The sequence below is a fragment of the Candidatus Pelagibacter sp. Uisw_094 genome (assembly GCF_047729535.1).
In the GTDB taxonomy this organism is placed as follows: Bacteria; Pseudomonadota; Alphaproteobacteria; order Pelagibacterales; family Pelagibacteraceae; genus Pelagibacter.
In genome coordinates, this window is record NZ_CP159823.1 from 582,397 (window position 1) to 598,701 (window position 16,305).

Consider the following 16,305-nt stretch of genomic DNA (forward strand, 5'->3'; position numbering starts at 1 on the left):
AATGAAGAAAATAGCAATTTTTGGATCAACAGGGTCTATTGGTTCATCATTATTAAAAATTATTAATGGTGATAAAAGAAATTTTAAAATAGAATTACTTACAGCAAATAAAGATTATAAGAAATTAATTAAACAAGCTAAATTTTTCGATGTCAAAAATATTATTATTACAAATAATAATTCATTTTTAATGGCAACAAAATTTTTAAAAAATTCTAAAATCAAAGTTTATGAAAACTTCGATTCATTAAATAAAATTTTTGATATAAATAAAAAGATTGACTATTCAATGTGTGCTATTTCAGGCTTTCAAGGATTAAAACCAACTCTAGACATTATCAAATTTACTAAAACTATTGCAATAGCAAACAAAGAATCGATTATTTGTGGATGGAATTTGATTAAAAGAGATTTGAAAAAATATAAAACATATTTTATTCCAGTAGATTCTGAGCATTTTTCTATTTGGTCAATTCTTAATGATAATAAAAAAAATAACTTTGAAAAAATTTATATAACTGCATCAGGTGGACCCTTTAGAAAATTATCATTAAAAAAATTTCAAGATATTTCTATTAAAGATGCTTTAAAACATCCTAATTGGTCAATGGGAAAAAAAATTACAATTGATTCTGCTACCATGATGAATAAGGTTTTTGAAATTATAGAGGCAAAAAAAATCTTTGATTTAAATTATAGTCAGATTGAAATACTGATTCATCCAAAGTCATACTTGCACGCAATTGTTAAGTTTAATAATGGTTTGTCAAAACTTTTAGTGCACGATACTAGTATGACGATCCCCATATTTAATTCTATTTATTTTGACACTGATAAAAAACTTAAATCAAAAGATATTGATATTGAGGCTTTAAATAATCTAAATCTCAAAAAAATTGATTATATCAGATTTCCAGTAGTTAAAATTCTTAACAATCTTAGTGAAAAAGATTCTTTATTTGAGACTATTATTGTTAGTGCAAATGATAAATTGGTGAAACTTTTCTTAAATAATAGGATTAAATTTACCGATATATCCAATATATTATTAAAAATATCTACTACTGCTGAATTCAAGAAGTTTAGATCAATTAAACCAAAAAATATTGAAGAAATTAACAATTTAGCTGATTATGTAAGTTTAAAAATTGACACCATGCGTGTATAAACTCGCTATGTTTAAGTTTTTTTTTCAATTTTTTTTATTCTTTATTTTTTTAACTTTTTCAGCTTATTCAAATAATTATGGAAATATTATTGTTAATGGTAATGAGAGAATTTCGAATGAAACAATATTAGTTTTTTCAGAAATTCAAGAAAACAAAGCCTTAAATGAAAATTCTATAAATGAAATTTTAAAGAAATTATATAAATCTGGCTTTTTCAAAGACGTTACAGTTAAAATTGAAAACAATAATCTAATTATTGAGGTATTAGAAAATCCTATAATTCAAACTGTTTTCATTGAAGGAATCAAAAGAAAGAAGACTGAAGAATCTGTTTATGAAATTTTATCTTTAAAAAATAGATTCCCCTACAATTTAGCCTTTCTCAAAAAAGACGAAGTTGCCATATTAAATTTCCTTAAAAATGAAGGTTATTATTTTTCAAAAGTTACATCTTCATATCAAGATTTAGGTGGTAATAAGATTGACCTTTTTTACAAAATAAATCTTGGTCAAAAATCTAAAATTTCAAAAATTTCTTTTATTGGTGATAAAAAATTTAAAGACAGCACTTTAAATAAAATAATTCTTAGTGAGAAATATAAATTTTGGAAGTTTCTTTCTGGTAAGAAATATTTAAACGAAAATTTAATTAATTATGATAAAAAACTATTAGATAATTTTTACAAAAATAAAGGTTTTTTCGATGTTGTTATCCAGTCGTCATTTGCTAATTATCTTGGTAATAATAAGTTTGAAGTAGTTTATAATATTTCGTCAGGAAAAAAATTCTATTTTAACGAGTTCATTCTTAATCTTCCTGTCGATTATGAGCGTGTTAATTTTGAGCAATTAGATAAAATATTTAAAGAACTTAAAGGAAAAAATTATTCATTAAACTCTATAGATAGAATTTTAAAAGAAATTGATAAGATTGTTTTAAATGAACAATTTGAATTTTTAAAATCTACAGTAAGAGAGAATATACAGGATAATTTGATTAACCTTACATTTGATATAGGCGAGTCAGAAAAGTACTATGTACAAAAAATTAATATCATGGGTAATAATATAACACGAGAAGAGGTAATTCGAAATAATCTGTTAGTTGATGAAGGAGATGCTTTTAATGAAATACTTCAAACTAGAACTTTAAATAATTTAAGATCACTTAATTTTTTCAGCAAAGTTGAAGCAGAAATTCTTGATGCTGAAAATGAAAATAAAAAAATAATTAATATCATTGTTGAAGAGAAGCCTACAGGAGAAATTATGGCAGGAGCTGGTGTTGGTACTAGCGGAGGAACTGTAGCTTTTGGTGTGTCAGAAAATAATTTTCTTGGTAGAGGTGTAGAGTTTTCATCAGACATTACAGTTAGTGCCGAAAGTTTAAAGGGAATTGTATCTATGAATAACCCAAATTATAAAGGGTCTAATAGATCATTAAATGCCTCATTGGAAAGTTCAATTACTGATAGCCTTAAAAATTTTGGATATAAGTCAAATAAAAGTGGATTTTCGGTTGGAAGTGGTTTTGAATTTTATGATAACCTTTACTGGAATACAGGAATATCAACTTATGTTGAAAAACTAGATACTGATAGCACAGCGTCTGCTAGTATGAAAAAACAAGAAGGTTCTTATTTTGATACTTTTTTTAATCATACTTTTAGTTATGATAAAAGGAATCAAAGATACCAAACGTCAGAAGGTTATATTAGTAGGTTTACGCAAAATATCCCATTAATTAGTAAAAGTTATTCTTTAACCAATTCTTACGATTATAAGATTTACAACGAATGGCTTGATGAAAATATTTTTTCTATTGGTTTTTTTGGTAAAACTACAAATTCTTTAAGTGGCAAAGATGTTAAACTTTCTGATAGATTATATTTGCCAGCAAATAAACTAAGAGGATTTGAATCTGGAAAAGTTGGTCCACAGGATGGTACTGATTATATTGGTGGAAATTATGCAGCCACAATAAATATAGCAACAACTCTTTCACAAATAATGCCAAATTCACAAAACACAAATTTTTCTATTTTTTTTGATGCTGCTAATATTTGGGGTATAGATTATAATTCAGCATTAAATGATGAAAGCAAAATTAGATCATCTGTTGGTATTGCTGTAGATTTTTTTACACCAGTGGGACCTTTAAATTTTTCCTTATCTGAGGCAATTACTAAAGGTAAAAATGATATAACTGAATCTTTCAGATTTAATTTGGGTACTACTTTTTAATGAAAATCTTATTTTCATCTTTTTTAGTTGTGTTTTTATGTTTTACTAATCAAGCTTTTTCTGAACAAAAAATAGCATTTATTAATATGGATAAGGTTATCTCAGTATCTAATTCAGGTTCGTCAATTTTAAAACAATTAGCAGATATCAATAATAAAAATTTGAAATTTTTAAAAAGAGAAGAAAAAAAATTTAAAGAAAAAGAAATAAAATTGATTTCACAAAAAAATATTATTTCTGACACTGACTTTAAAAATAAATTAGATGAATTGAAGTCTGAAGTTAAAAACTACAATCGAAATAGAAATGAAATGATTAGAAACTTTAACAAATTAAAAGTAGATAGCACTAATAATCTCCTAATATTGATTAACCCAATTTTAGTTAAATATTCTAATGATAAAGACATATCTATTATTTTACAAAAAAAAGATCTAGTTGTTGCTAAAACAGAACTAGACATTACAGATGATGTTATTATGATTGTAAATTCAGAAGTTAAAGAATTTAAGATTAAATAAATGACAAAAGAGATTCTTGATAAAAAACAAATTGCAAATTTACTTCCTCATAGGGAGCCAATGCTATTAATCGACGAGTTGCATGATATTGAAAAACTGTTTTCAGCTACAGCTATTGTTTATGTTAAAAAAGATAGTTTTTTTGTACAAGGTCATTTCCCTGATAATCCTGTTATGCCAGGTGTTTTAATAGTAGAAGCTTTTGGTCAGGCTGCAGCAGCATTAACTGCCCATGGTTTAGATAAAGAAACATATGATAACAAATTAGTTTTTTTAATGGGTATAGAAAAAGCAAGATTTAGAAATCCTGTTATACCTAATTGCAAATTAGAATTAAAAATTCAAGCGATTAGAACACATGGTAGAGTTTGGAAATACAAAGGAGATGCCTTTGTTGATGGAAAAAAAATGGCTGATGCTCAATGGTCAGCTACTATTGTTGATAAGAAATAATCCGCAACAAATCTTGATAACACAGGTTAATTTGCTTTGGTAAAGAGGTTAAGATGGTTAACCCTTTTTTTAAAAACAGTGGTCCTTTTAAAATTTCTGATATTTTGCAGCTGATGAATATTGATGATCTTGAAATTGATAATGATCAAAAAATAACTGATATAAAAGATCTGCTTACATCGGAAAAAAATGACATAACTTTTTTTCATTCTAAAAAGTATAAGCATCTTGCAAAAAATACTAAAGCCTCTTTTTGTATAACAACTGAAAGTTTAAAAAATGAATTACCTGAAAACTGTAAATCATTAATTGTTAAGAATGTTTTAGTATCAACCTCTAAAGTTACATCAAAATTTTACCCAAGTTCAATTTATGACTACTTCGATTATACAGTACAAGATATAACTGAAACAAAATTTAAAGATAAAGTTAAATTTGGAAAAAATGTTTTGATTAGCAACAATGTTACAATTGGATCTAATTGTTTAATTGGTCACAATACTATTATTGAACAAAATGTTTCAATTGGAGATAACTGCTCAATAGGATCAAATGTAATATTAAGAAATTCATTAATTAATAATAACGTTAGTGTTTTAGATAATTGTGTGATTGGTAAACATGGGTTTGGTTTTTTTCCTATTAATGAAAAAAATTTAAGATACCCACATATCGGAATTGTTATAATTGGTGAAAATTCTGAAATTGGATGTGGTTGCACTATTGATAGGGGCTCTATGTCAAATACTGTGATTGGTAAAAACACATTTTTAGATAACCAGGTTCATATTGCACATAATGTTAAAATTGGTGAAAATTCTATTATAGCAGGACAGGTAGGGATTGCTGGTAGCTCTATCCTTGGTAACAACGTTCGAATTGGTGGACAAGCTGGTATTTCTGGTCATTTAACAATTGGTAATAATGTAGAAATAGCTGGCGGTAGTGGTGTGATAAAAGATATTTCTGATAATTCAAAAGTAATGGGATATCCAGCAAAAAATATTAGAGATTTTTTAAAAGACAATAAATGATACACAAAACAGCAATTATAGACCCGAAAGCAAAAATTGATATGAATGTTAGTATCGGTGCTTACACTGTAATTGGTCCCAATGTTGAAATAGGAGAAAATACAATAATGCAATCTCATGTAAGCATTGTGGGACATACTAAAATTGGAAAAAACAATAAGTTTTACTCATTTGCATCAATTGGAAATGATCCTCAAGATTTAAAATTTAATGGCGAACAAACTAAACTTGAAATAGGTGACAATAATAAAATTAGAGAATATGTAACTATTAACCCTGGTACTGAAGGCGGTGGTGGATTAACTAAAGTAGGAAATAACTGTTTATTTATGGTTTCTTCGCACATAGCACATGATTGTTTAGTCGAAGATAATGTTATTTTAGCAAACAATGTCCCCTTAGGTGGACATGCACACATAGAAAGTAACGTTATAATTGGAGGTAACTCAGCTGTACAACAGTTCACTAGAGTTGGAAAATCAGCAATGATAGGAGGGATGTGTGGAGTTGTAAGAGATGTTATACCATATGGAATAGCTCATGGTAATCGAAATGTTCTGCATGGATTAAATTTAATAGGTTTAAGAAGAATGAATATTCCTAATAAAGAAATTATGACTTTAAGTAATGCTTATAAAGAAATTTTTAAGGATGAAAATTTAACTCAAAATTTGATTAATTTAGATAAGGATTTTAAAAAGAATGAGCTTGTATTAGAAGTAGTGAATTTTTTAGAGAAAGATAAAAAAAGACCCATTTGCACACCATATTCAAAATAAAATGATTGGACTATTTTTAGGAGATACTGATTTTTCAGTAGCTGTTCATAAAAAAATAAGAAAATTAAATAAAGAATATTTTATTATTGATTTTTCAAAAAATAATAAATTTAAGAAAGACAATAATTCTCATCGAATAAGTATTGGCAAGTTTGGGAAAATAATAAGTTTAATTAAAGAAAAAAAATCAAAAAATGTCTTATTTGCAGGTAAAATTGCAATACCAAAATTTTCTACATTAAGATTAGACCTCAAGGGTGTTTACTATATGCCTGGTATTATTAGAGCAGCAAAATTAGGTGATGCGGCAATTATTAAAGCCGTAATAAATATTTTTGACAATGAAAATATAAAAGTTATTAGTTCTATCTTTTTTAATCCTGAACTTACTCTTAAAAGTGGAAACTATACTAAATTGAAACCTAATATAAATGATAATAATTCTATTAAAAAAGGAATTACTTACTTTAATAAACTAAATAGCCTAGATCATATTCAAGCAGTGATTGTTAAAGGCAGCACTATTTTAGCAACTGAAGACCGACAAGGAACAAAGAAAATGTTATCAAAATTAAATAAAAAATCGAAAGGAATTTTGATTAAGTTACCCAAAAAAAAACAAGACCTGAGAATTGATTTACCAACTATTGGTCTTCAAACTTTAAAAGATTGTAAAAAATATGGATTAAAAGGAATAGTTTTGAAATCTAAAAAAAATATATTCTTAGATAAAACTAGATGTATAAGTTTTGCCAATAAAAATAAGATTTTTATTAAAATCATATGAAAAAAATTTTTATTTTAACAGGTGAGCCCTCTGGTGATAAATTAGCCTCAACAGTTATTTCAAAACTTAAATTAGATAGTCCTGATATTGAATATTTGTCAGTAGGTGGAACACATATTAAAAAATTGGGAATTCAATCTATTTTTGATCTGAAAGACATCACTTACCTTGGTTTTACTAGCGTACTATTTAATATCTTTAAAATTAAAAAAAAAATTAATAAAACAGTTGATGAGATTATAAAATTTAATCCTGATATTTTGTTTAGTGTTGATAGTCCTGATTTTACACTAAGAGTTGCTGAAAAGGTAAAAAATATTAATAACAACATTAAGACAATCCATTATGTTGCTCCGCAGGTATGGGTTTGGAGAAAAAATAGAGTTAAAAAAATTAAAAAATTTATCGATCATATACTTTTATTATTTATCTTTGAAAAAAAATATTTTGATAAAGAAAATATTAAGAATAGCTTTGTTGGCCATCCCTTAATTGAAAAAAAAAAAAATGTAATAACAACATTGGATAAATTAATCTCTAAAGATAAAAAAATTATATCTTTGTTTCCAGGTAGTAGAAAATCAGAAACAAGTGTTCTTTTGCCAATTTTATTAAACTTTATTAAATTGATGAACAAAAAAAATCTTGATTATTTGTTTGTCTTTCATGCAACAGATGAAAATAAAGAATTTATAATCGATAAGGTTAAAGATACTAATTTAGATAATATAGATGTTATTTCAGATGAAAATATAAAGGATCAGGTTTTATCTAATTCAATTTTTGCAGTCTCTAAATCTGGAACAATTTCACTTCAAATTTCTAGTGCCAATATTCCTTCAATAATTATTTACAAATTAAATTTTATAAATTTTATGATATTTAAATTATTAGTTAATGTTAAATTTGCAAATATCATTAATATTATTAATGACAAAGAGGTAATTCCTGAATTATTACAAAAAGAATGCAATGCAAAAGAAATATATAAAACCGTTACATATTTTCTTAGAAATCCAGAATTAATTGAAAAGCAATTAATTGTTTGTAAAAAAACTTTAGAGGGAATTAAGTCAAAATCTTCTTCATCAAGTGAAGCAGCTTTAATATTAAGTAATTATCTTATTTCCTAATCTTCGTTCAACTTCCTCTTTGCCTAGGGAAATTATTATATCATATAAACCAGGTCCAAATTTTGATCCAGTTAAAGCAACCCTTAATGGTTGACCCACACCCTTAAAATTAGTTTCATATTTTTTTATTAAATCATTAACTATGGGCTCAAGTGTTTCTTTATCTAATGTTTTTATTGAAATTAGATTTTCTTTAAACTCTTTAATAATACTTTTTGCTTTATCATCAATCAATTCTAAATCTTTATCTTCAAATTTTACATCTTCAAAAATTATATATTTAGCGTTATTAAATATATCCTCCAATGTCTTTGCTTTATTCTTAAGAAATGTTAATGAAGGTTTAATTTTAACTTCTTTTTCTGGTTTAATTTTTTCCTTATAAATTTCACAATATTTGACAAGATGATCGTAAAGTTCATTTTCATCAATAGTTTTAATATAATGTTCATTCATTGATAATATTCTACTCATATCTAGTTTTGATGGAGATTTACCAATTCCTTCTAAATTAAAGTGCTGAATGCTTTCCTTTAGTGTAAATATTTCTTTATCTTGATAAGACCAACCTAATCTTAATAAGTAATTTCTTAAAGCATCGGGCATTATTCCTATCTTAGAATAATCATCTAACGTTGATGCATTATCTCTTTTTGATAGTTTCTTTCCTTCAATAGTATGTATCAATGGAATGTGAGCAAATAAAGGGACCTCCCATTTCATAGCTAAATAGATTTGCATCTGTTTGAATGTATTAATCTTATGATCATCACCTCTAATTATATGCGTCATGTTCATTTGATGATCATCTACGGTTGCTGAAAGATTGTATGTTGGTGTTCCATCGTTTCTTAGAATTATAAAATCTTCTATTGTAGTATTCTCTATTTCAACATCTCCTTGCACCAAATCTTTTAGTATAGAAGTTCCTTCAATTTTACTTTTAAATCTAATTACTGGCTTGATATCTTTAGGAGCATCTGATTCTAGAAGATCTCTCCATTTTCTATTGTAAATATATGGAAGCTTTTTTTGTCTTGCTCTTTTTTTTTGCTCTTCTATTTCCTCACTCGAGCAATAACATTTATAAGCATGTCCATTTTTAAGTAGTTCATTTACCACATTTATATGATCATCAATTTTAGTTGATTGAATGTATTCATCACCATCATGTTCAATGCCAATCCACTTTAAAGACTTAATAATTTGAATTTTATGTTCATCTTTAGATCTTTCTTTATCAGTATCTTCAATTCTAAGATGAAATGTTCCTTTTTGATTTTTTGAATATAGCCAGTTAAATAAAGCAGTTCTTACACCACCAATATGTAGAGCTCCAGTAGGTGAGGGAGCAAATCTTGTTGCTACTTTTGACATCAATGATTTTTAGACTATTTTCTTAGAAGTTTCTATATAAAGATACTAGAACACCTTGAACTTTTACCCTATCTGGACCAAATATTTTGGTTTCGTAATTTCTATTGGCACTTTCAAGTGCTACTGTTTTTCCTTTTCTTCTAATTCTTTTCAACATTGCTTCGTGCTCATCTATTAAAGCTACAACAATTTTACCATTATCTGCAGTATCGGATCTTTTTATGATAACCGTATCACCTTCATTAATACCAGCTTCAATCATTGAATCACCTTGAACTTTTAGACCAAAATATTGACCATTTTTTTCTAGGTTACTTGGAAGAGGTATTCGCGAAACTTCATTTTGTATTGCCTCCACTGGCGTTCCTGCAGCAATACTACCTAGTACAGGTATTTCCATTTCATTTAAGTTAGTATTGTCTATATCTAGTCCACCCTTGATAACACTAGGTGAAAAGCTATTGTAAATATCATTAGCAGAAGCAGTTTCAGGAAGCTTTATAACCTCTAAAGCTCTCGCTTTATGAGCTAACCTTCTAATAAAACCTCTTTCTTCTAAGGCACTTATTAATCTGTGAATTCCTGATTTAGACTTTAAATTTAACGAAACTTTCATTTCTTCGTACGAAGGAGATACGCCTGAGGCCCTCAACTTTTTGTTGATGAATAAAAGCAGGTTTTTTTGTTTTTTAGTTAGCATAAGAACAAATAAAGTACAAATATGTTCTATAAGTGTTCTTCTAATACGGCAATAGCTAAAAAGTATTTAAAATAGGGGTTTAATTGACTAAAGAACTGAAAAAATTGAATTTTTATCTAAATTTTTTAAAAGTGATTCACCAATTAAAAAAGTTTTTATTTCTGTTTTGTTCTTTAAAGAAAGAAGTTCTTCTTTTGTTTTAATCCCACTTTCAGAAATTAAAGGAGAGGAGTGATTACTTAGCACACTATAGATATCATAAGTTGTATTAAGATCTGTTTTTAAAGTTTTGAGATTTCTATTATTTATTCCAATTAATGCTTCTTTAAAGTTAAGAGCTTTCTTTGCTTCCTCAACTGTATGTACTTCAACAATTATTGACATATTAAGCTTCAGAGCTTCTTCATACAATTCATTAGCGAGGTCATCTGAGATACCAGCTAATATAATCAATATTGCATCTGCCCCATAACTTTTGGCGAGAGGTACTTGAAACTTATCAATAAAAAAATCCTTACATAAAACAGGTAGATTTATTTTTTCTTTTACTTCACTAATATGGCTTAGCTTACCCAAAAAGAAACTTTCTTCCGTAAGGATTGATAAGCATGTAGCTTTATTATTGTTATAGATTTTTGCTATTTCAATAGGGTTATAATTGTCCATTATAACACCAGCAGACGGGCTTGCTTTTTTTATTTCTGCAATTAAAGAAATTTTATTATTATCAACATTGTTTTGAATTTATCTTTAAAATTTATAAATGATTTATTTTGATCTATTTGTTCATTTAAAGCATCTATTGAAATTGTTTTTTTTAATAAATCAATTTTTTCAATTTTTTTTTTAATAATTTCTTTTAGTACGTCTTTAGACATTTTGAATTTCCTTTAAGTGGGTGTATGTTTTTCCTGATAATATATGTTTTCTTACCTCAGTATACGCATCAATAAATACCGTATGTTTTTCTGAAACAATAAGGCCGGCTGCTGCATTTAAACAAACAGCTTTTGAAAAATCGTTATCCTCACCTTTAAATATATCCAACATTTTATTCGCATTAAATTTTGCATCATCTCCAAGCAAATATTTAAACTCATTTGCATTTATATTTAGTTTTATAGGGTCAATTAATATTTCAGAAATTTCACCATTTTTTAATTGAACAACATTAGTTTTTGAATAGGGTGATATTTCATCTAATCCATCTTCACTATTTACAATCCAAGCAAATTTAATGTTTAAATTATTCAAAGCGCTAGCAAAAATTTTTAATAGCTTTTTATCAAAAACACCAACCACTTGTCTATCAACGAGGGCAGGGCTACTTAAAGGACCAATCATATTAAAAATTGTTCTTTTACCTATCTTTTTTCTAATAGGTCCAACAAATCTCATTGCATTGTGATAATTGGGTGCAAACATAAAACCAAAGTTGTTTTTTTTAATTTGCTCTTCAATATCATGTGGCTCTAAATCTATTTTTATGTTTAAAGCTTCTAAAACGTCACCTGAACCACATTTAGAGGAAACAGCTTTGTTGCCATGTTTTGCAACTTTAATGCCCATACTAGATAGAAGTAGCGCTGATGCAGTCGATATATTCAGTGTATTCATGCCGTCTCCACCCGTTCCACATGTATCAATACAATCATTAATATTAACTCTTTTAGATTTATTTCTTAGCACATAAACCCCCCCAGCAATTTCATCAGAGACCTCTCCTTTTGCGGAAAGTAGTGTTAAAAAATCAAATATTTCATTATCTGATGCATTACCATTCATTAGTATTTCAAAAGCTTTTTTACTTTCATTAAATGATAAGTCCTGGTTATTTCTTAATTTATCAATGAAAATTTTCATTTGTTTTTGTAATTAATAAAATTTTTTAATATTTTAATACCAATGATAGTTTTTATACTTTCAGGGTGAAATTGAACACCGTGGATATTATATTCTTTATGCATTACACCCATAATAATTCCATCTTTTGTTTCAGCGGTAATTTCAAGTTGATCAGATAATGTTTTTTTATCAATTATAAGACTATGGTATCTTGTAGCTACAAATTTAGAAGGAAGGTTTTTGAGAATACCTATTTTTTTTGATTTTATGATGCTAGTTTTACCATGCATTAACTTATTTGCTAGAATAATTTTAGAGCCAAAAACTTGACCAATAATTTGATGACCTAAACACACACCAAGAATAGGTATCTTTTTATAAAGTGCTTTTACTATTTTAATGCAATTCCCTGATTGATTTGGACTACCAGGTCCAGGTGATATAATTATTTTGTCATATTTTTTTATTATTTGTTTGTGAGTAATTTCATCATTTCTAATTACATCAACTGTAACACCAAGAGATGATACATAGTGATATAAGTTAAATGTAAAACTATCATAATTATCTATTAATATAATTTTCATTATTTTAATGCATTCATTAAAGCTTTTGCTTTATTTACAGTTTCTTCGTATTCTTTAATTGGATTACTGTCAGCTACTATGCCTGCACCAGCTTGAACATAGAATTTTTTGTTTTTTGCAACAGCAGTTCTTAATGCAATACAAGTGTCAAACTCACCATTTGCAGAAAAATAACCTATGCCACCAGCATAAACTTTTCTTTTAGTGGTTTCTAGTTCATCAATAATTTCCATAGCTCTAATTTTAGGTGCACCAGAAACAGTTCCAGCAGGGAATCCTGCAAGCAATGATTTAAATTTTGAAAATTTACTATTATAAATACCCATAACATTAGAAACGATATGCATTACATGTGAGTATTTTTCGATCATAAAACTTTCTGTAACTTTAACAGTTCCTATTTTGGAAACTTTACCAGCATCATTTCTCCCTAAATCAAGTAACATTAAATGTTCAGAAAGTTCTTTTTTATCTTTAAGTAAATCTTTTGCAAAAAAATTATCTTGTTTTAAATTTTTACCCCTAGGTCTAGTTCCGGCAATTGGTCTAACGGTAATTTTGTTATCTCTTAGTCTGACTAAGATTTCTGGACTAGCTCCTATTATCTGAAAATCTTCAAAATTAAAAAAATACATAAACGGAGAAGGGTTAGTAATTCTCAGTTTTTTATAAATTTCTAGGGGTGTTTTGGATAATTTAGCCTCAAACCTTTGACTTAAAACGACTTGAAAAATATCTCCAATTTTTATGTATTTTTTAGCTTCATTAACCATTCTTAGAAACCTGTTCTTTGATGTGTTTGATTTTACTTTAATATTAGTTTTTGTATTACTATTAGAATTATTTTTTATAAGAGAGGCTTTTGTTAATAGGTCATTAATTTCATTCTCAATTGCAAAATATTTTTTTTTATAATTTAGAATCTTTTCATCATTGAAAATATTAATAATATAGAAAATCTTTTTTTTTAAGTTGTCGTGAATAATCAATGTTCTTGGTCTTAAAAGTCTAACGTCAGGTAGCTTTAAATCATCCTTACATTTATTGGGAATTTTTTCTACATATCTAATAGAATCATAAGAAAAATACCCTGATATTAAAGAACAAATTGGTGGTAGACCTACTGGTGTTTTAAACTTAAATTCTTCTATTATTTCATCTATAATTTTCTCTGGTGCACCTTTTATTTTTTTTTTTATATTATTAATAGTCAGGTAAGAATTTTTATTATTAAATTCCCAAATCTTATCTGGGTTTTTGCCAAAGATGGTATATCTCCCTCTTATCTTACCTTTCTCAACTGACTCAAATATAAAACTATTTTTTTCACTTAGAAAATTATCAATTAAGTTTAAAACTTCCAGATCATTTCGTACATTTTGAGAGGTATATATGATTTGATTTTTGTTTCTTGAGTGTTGAAACTTAAAATCTTTAAAGTTTCGATTAAGCATCATCTAAAGTAATTTTTTACTCTATCAAGAGTTTTTTCATTAACTATCACATTATATTTATTGTTTAAAAGGTAATCATATGATTTTAATATTCCGTTTCTATTTTCTGCACTCGCTTCGTTAGAGATTGCATTAAATATATTTGAATCTGGGGAAATTCCAGTATCTTCAAGTTTCATAACTTTAGCTATGAATATGTTGTCTTCTCTATCAGCAATTAGAGTAAATGTGTTAATTGGTAGTGTGTATAAAATTTTAACAGAATTATTTTCAAATTTATTAATGTCCTTAATTGAGTTTAATTGAGTTTTTTCAACTTCACCATTCCCAAGTTTATCAAATGATGCTTGGTTAAATTCATTTTTATCTAATTGGTTTAGTATATCTTTATTAAATTCAAATTTTTCTTTTTGAAACAGAAGGTTTGTTATTTGTTTTGCAAATCTTTCATCATTTAAATTTGGTAATTTTTGAATAACATTATCTATTTGATAAAAAATGAATGTTCCATTGTCTTCAAGTATTTCAATCTCTTTTTTTCTAGAATTATAAATTTTATTTTCAATTGTCTCTTTATTTTCCAAATTAATATAATCTTTTTTTGTAATCACAGTGATATTTAATTCATTTGTAATTGTTTTAAAATCTATGTTTTTAGATATCTTGTTGTCAATTTCATCAATAGCATCAAAAAAAGCCTGATTAAATTCATCTACACCCAATAAGTTTTTAGGCGTTATTATTACATAAGAAAAATCAATATAATCTTGTTTAAGTTTTTCTGAATTTTCATCAATAAAAATTTTAATTTCCTGATTGGTAAATTCATCTTCTCTTTTATAAAATCTATTTAATTTAATAAATTCAATATCTAATTTTCTATTGTTTTCTATAAAATATTTATCAGTTAAAAACTTGGGAGATTTTGCTCCACCACTTATATATGCAAATAACTCTCTTTGTAGAACGTTATTCTTTAATTTTATTTCATACATCGCTGCACTCATGCTATTTGAAAGTAAAAACTTTTCATAAAGAGTTCTTTTAAAATTACCATTTTCATCTAGAAAGTTTTTATTTTTCTTAAGAATTTCTGCAATTATTTTATCTGATACGACCAAGTTTAAATCTTTAATTTCAAGATTAAGTAAAGTGGCTGATACTAAAGAAGACAAAAGTTCCTCAATTACATTTTTATCAATATTCTCTTTTATTACTTGCTGACTTAAGCCAGATTGATTTAGATAATCCATGAAATCTTGTGTAGAGATATTGGTGTTATTTATTTTAGCTATATTATTTTGATTACCTGTACTAAATCCTCCACCAAATCCCCCAAAGCCAAAAGCTATAATAATAACAAAAATTAGTATTAAACCGCCTATCTTTTTTTTTGTAAAATTTCTTAATGGATTTATCATTGCATTATTAATTTATTGATCTTTAAAATACCAACCTATAGATTAAATTTTTCATTATGACAAATAAATATATGTATTTTGTAGCTAATTGGAAAATGTATGGGAATTTATCTTCCTTAAATACATTAGATAAAGTTATTAAATTTTCAAAATCTAAAGAAATAAAGGGAGGTAGATTAATTTACTGCCCTCCAAATACTTTAATAAGTTCTTTTTCAAAAAAATTTAATAATTGTCAAATTGGTATTGGTGGACAAAATTGTCATGAAAGCAAAGATTATGGCGCCCATACTGGCTATGTTAATTCCCGTATGCTAAAAAATATTGGTGCGCATTTTGTAATTATCGGTCATTCAGAAAACAGAGAACAGGGTGAAAGTGACAAACTAATTAATCTAAAAATAAAAAGTGCTCTTGAAGCTAAATTAAAAGTTATTTTTTGTATTGGTGAAACTTTAAGTGAAAAAAGAAAAAAAAAGATGCACTCAATTTTATCTAAACAAATTAAAATTGGTTTAAAGAATGTTAAAAATAAATCAAATATCTTTTTAGCTTATGAACCTGTTTGGGCTATAGGCAGTGGTCTTATACCGAAACCTCAAGATCTTTTTAAAACAGTAGAATTTATCAAAAGTAAATTTAAAGATAAATCACCAAAAGTTTTATATGGGGGTTCTGTAAATCCCCAAAATATAACAATCCTAAGAGAAATTAATAATATTGATGGTTTTTTAATTGGTGGAGCATCTCAAAATGCTAAAAAATTTATTGATATAGTCAAAAAAACATATAGTTAACCCT

15 protein-coding genes and 1 pseudogene are annotated in these 16,305 nt (G+C 26.6%); 9 read left to right on the forward strand and 7 right to left on the reverse strand.

The genetic code is table 11. From position 1 onward, the window contains the following. Window position 1: 1 nt before the first annotated feature. Genes ABXT72_RS03095 through lpxB form a run of 8 tightly spaced genes read left to right on the forward strand, consistent with a single transcriptional unit; the run spans window position 2 to window position 8,120 of the window. Window positions 2-1,168 carry a 1-deoxy-D-xylulose-5-phosphate reductoisomerase gene (locus tag ABXT72_RS03095; RefSeq protein ID WP_415279004.1) on the forward strand — a complete coding sequence of 389 codons (1,167 nt, stop codon included), beginning with the start codon at window positions 2-4 and terminating at the stop codon, window positions 1,166-1,168. Between the two features lie 7 nt (window positions 1,169-1,175). Next, entirely contained in the window at window positions 1,176-3,413 is a 2,238-nt protein-coding gene (bamA, locus tag ABXT72_RS03100; RefSeq protein ID WP_415279005.1) for an outer membrane protein assembly factor BamA, read from the forward strand. Continuing rightward, the gene (locus ABXT72_RS03105) at window positions 3,413-3,934 is read left to right on the forward strand and encodes an OmpH family outer membrane protein (RefSeq protein ID WP_415279006.1); all 522 of its coding nucleotides are present in this window, start codon (window positions 3,413-3,415) and stop codon (window positions 3,932-3,934) included. Before bamA ends, ABXT72_RS03105 begins: the two co-directional genes overlap by 1 nt. Further along, the gene (gene fabZ, locus ABXT72_RS03110; protein ID WP_415279007.1) at window positions 3,935-4,387 is read left to right on the forward strand and encodes a 3-hydroxyacyl-ACP dehydratase FabZ; all 453 of its coding nucleotides are present in this window, start codon (window positions 3,935-3,937) and stop codon (window positions 4,385-4,387) included. Window positions 4,388-4,440: 53 nt separating this feature from the next. Continuing rightward, window positions 4,441-5,421, forward strand: coding sequence for a UDP-3-O-(3-hydroxymyristoyl)glucosamine N-acyltransferase (lpxD, locus tag ABXT72_RS03115; protein WP_415279008.1), 981 nt, complete (start codon window positions 4,441-4,443; stop codon window positions 5,419-5,421). Continuing rightward, entirely contained in the window at window positions 5,418-6,200 is a 783-nt protein-coding gene (lpxA, locus tag ABXT72_RS03120; protein ID WP_415279010.1) for an acyl-ACP--UDP-N-acetylglucosamine O-acyltransferase, read from the forward strand. The genes lpxD and lpxA overlap by 4 nt, the downstream gene beginning before the upstream one ends. Before the next feature lies 1 nt (window position 6,201). Then, window positions 6,202-6,987 carry an LpxI family protein gene (locus ABXT72_RS03125; RefSeq protein WP_415279012.1) on the forward strand — a complete coding sequence of 262 codons (786 nt, stop codon included), beginning with the start codon at window positions 6,202-6,204 and terminating at the stop codon, window positions 6,985-6,987. Then, window positions 6,984-8,120, forward strand: coding sequence for a lipid-A-disaccharide synthase (gene lpxB / locus ABXT72_RS03130; RefSeq protein ID WP_415279014.1), 1,137 nt, complete (start codon window positions 6,984-6,986; stop codon window positions 8,118-8,120). Before ABXT72_RS03125 ends, lpxB begins: the two co-directional genes overlap by 4 nt. On the opposite strand, the gene gltX is transcribed toward lpxB, so the two are convergent. The 7 genes and pseudogenes from gltX to ABXT72_RS03165 all read right to left on the reverse strand — a co-directional run bounded on the left by gltX (window position 8,097) and on the right by ABXT72_RS03165 (window position 15,504). Continuing rightward, window positions 8,097-9,497 carry a glutamate--tRNA ligase gene (gltX, locus tag ABXT72_RS03135; protein ID WP_415279015.1) on the reverse strand — a complete coding sequence of 467 codons (1,401 nt, stop codon included), beginning with the start codon at window positions 9,495-9,497 and terminating at the stop codon, window positions 8,097-8,099. The genes lpxB and gltX overlap by 24 nt on opposite strands. Before the next feature lie 22 nt (window positions 9,498-9,519). Beyond that, complete coding sequence (gene lexA, locus ABXT72_RS03140; protein ID WP_415279017.1) at window positions 9,520-10,197, reverse strand: transcriptional repressor LexA; 678 nt, start codon at window positions 10,195-10,197, stop codon at window positions 9,520-9,522. Between the two features lie 87 nt (window positions 10,198-10,284). Beyond that, a pseudogene (locus ABXT72_RS03145) lies at window positions 10,285-11,075 on the reverse strand (indole-3-glycerol phosphate synthase TrpC). Further along, window positions 11,068-12,060 carry an anthranilate phosphoribosyltransferase gene (gene trpD, locus ABXT72_RS03150; protein WP_415279019.1) on the reverse strand — a complete coding sequence of 331 codons (993 nt, stop codon included), beginning with the start codon at window positions 12,058-12,060 and terminating at the stop codon, window positions 11,068-11,070. Before trpD ends, ABXT72_RS03145 begins: the two are co-directional and overlap by 8 nt. Beyond that, the gene (locus ABXT72_RS03155; protein WP_415279020.1) at window positions 12,057-12,629 is read right to left on the reverse strand and encodes an anthranilate synthase component II; all 573 of its coding nucleotides are present in this window, start codon (window positions 12,627-12,629) and stop codon (window positions 12,057-12,059) included. Before ABXT72_RS03155 ends, trpD begins: the two co-directional genes overlap by 4 nt. After that, window positions 12,629-14,083 (reverse strand): anthranilate synthase component I, encoded by a 1,455-nt coding sequence (trpE, locus tag ABXT72_RS03160; protein ID WP_415279161.1) that lies wholly within the window; start codon window positions 14,081-14,083, stop codon window positions 12,629-12,631. The genes ABXT72_RS03155 and trpE overlap by 1 nt, the downstream gene beginning before the upstream one ends. Further along, entirely contained in the window at window positions 14,083-15,504 is a 1,422-nt protein-coding gene (locus ABXT72_RS03165) for a SurA N-terminal domain-containing protein (protein WP_415279021.1), read from the reverse strand. Before ABXT72_RS03165 ends, trpE begins: the two co-directional genes overlap by 1 nt. A 56-nt stretch (window positions 15,505-15,560) precedes the next feature. On the opposite strand from ABXT72_RS03165, the gene ABXT72_RS03170 reads away from it, so the two are divergent. Continuing rightward, entirely contained in the window at window positions 15,561-16,301 is a 741-nt protein-coding gene (locus ABXT72_RS03170) for a triose-phosphate isomerase (RefSeq protein WP_415279022.1), read from the forward strand. Window positions 16,302-16,305: the final 4 nt, after the last annotated feature.

Excerpts from the sequence above, each read along its gene's own strand:
- ABXT72_RS03095 (WP_415279004.1), top strand. The coding sequence starts at position 2 with ATGAAGAAAATAGCAATTTTTGGATCAACAGGGTCTATTGGTTCATCA.
- bamA (WP_415279005.1), top strand. The coding sequence starts at position 1,176 with ATGTTTAAGTTTTTTTTTCAATTTTTTTTATTCTTTATTTTTTTAACT.
- ABXT72_RS03105 (WP_415279006.1), top strand. The coding sequence starts at position 3,413 with ATGAAAATCTTATTTTCATCTTTTTTAGTTGTGTTTTTATGTTTTACT.
- fabZ (WP_415279007.1), top strand. The coding sequence starts at position 3,935 with ATGACAAAAGAGATTCTTGATAAAAAACAAATTGCAAATTTACTTCCT.
- lpxD (WP_415279008.1), top strand. The coding sequence starts at position 4,441 with ATGGTTAACCCTTTTTTTAAAAACAGTGGTCCTTTTAAAATTTCTGAT.
- lpxA (WP_415279010.1), top strand. The coding sequence starts at position 5,418 with ATGATACACAAAACAGCAATTATAGACCCGAAAGCAAAAATTGATATG.
- ABXT72_RS03125 (WP_415279012.1), top strand. The coding sequence starts at position 6,202 with ATGATTGGACTATTTTTAGGAGATACTGATTTTTCAGTAGCTGTTCAT.
- lpxB (WP_415279014.1), top strand. The coding sequence starts at position 6,984 with ATGAAAAAAATTTTTATTTTAACAGGTGAGCCCTCTGGTGATAAATTA.
- gltX (WP_415279015.1), bottom strand. The coding sequence starts at position 9,497 with ATGTCAAAAGTAGCAACAAGATTTGCTCCCTCACCTACTGGAGCTCTA.
- lexA (WP_415279017.1), bottom strand. The coding sequence starts at position 10,197 with ATGCTAACTAAAAAACAAAAAAACCTGCTTTTATTCATCAACAAAAAG.
- trpD (WP_415279019.1), bottom strand. The coding sequence starts at position 12,060 with ATGAAAATTTTCATTGATAAATTAAGAAATAACCAGGACTTATCATTT.
- ABXT72_RS03155 (WP_415279020.1), bottom strand. The coding sequence starts at position 12,629 with ATGAAAATTATATTAATAGATAATTATGATAGTTTTACATTTAACTTA.
- trpE (WP_415279161.1), bottom strand. The coding sequence starts at position 14,083 with ATGCTTAATCGAAACTTTAAAGATTTTAAGTTTCAACACTCAAGAAAC.
- ABXT72_RS03165 (WP_415279021.1), bottom strand. The coding sequence starts at position 15,504 with ATGATAAATCCATTAAGAAATTTTACAAAAAAAAAGATAGGCGGTTTA.
- ABXT72_RS03170 (WP_415279022.1), top strand. The coding sequence starts at position 15,561 with ATGACAAATAAATATATGTATTTTGTAGCTAATTGGAAAATGTATGGG.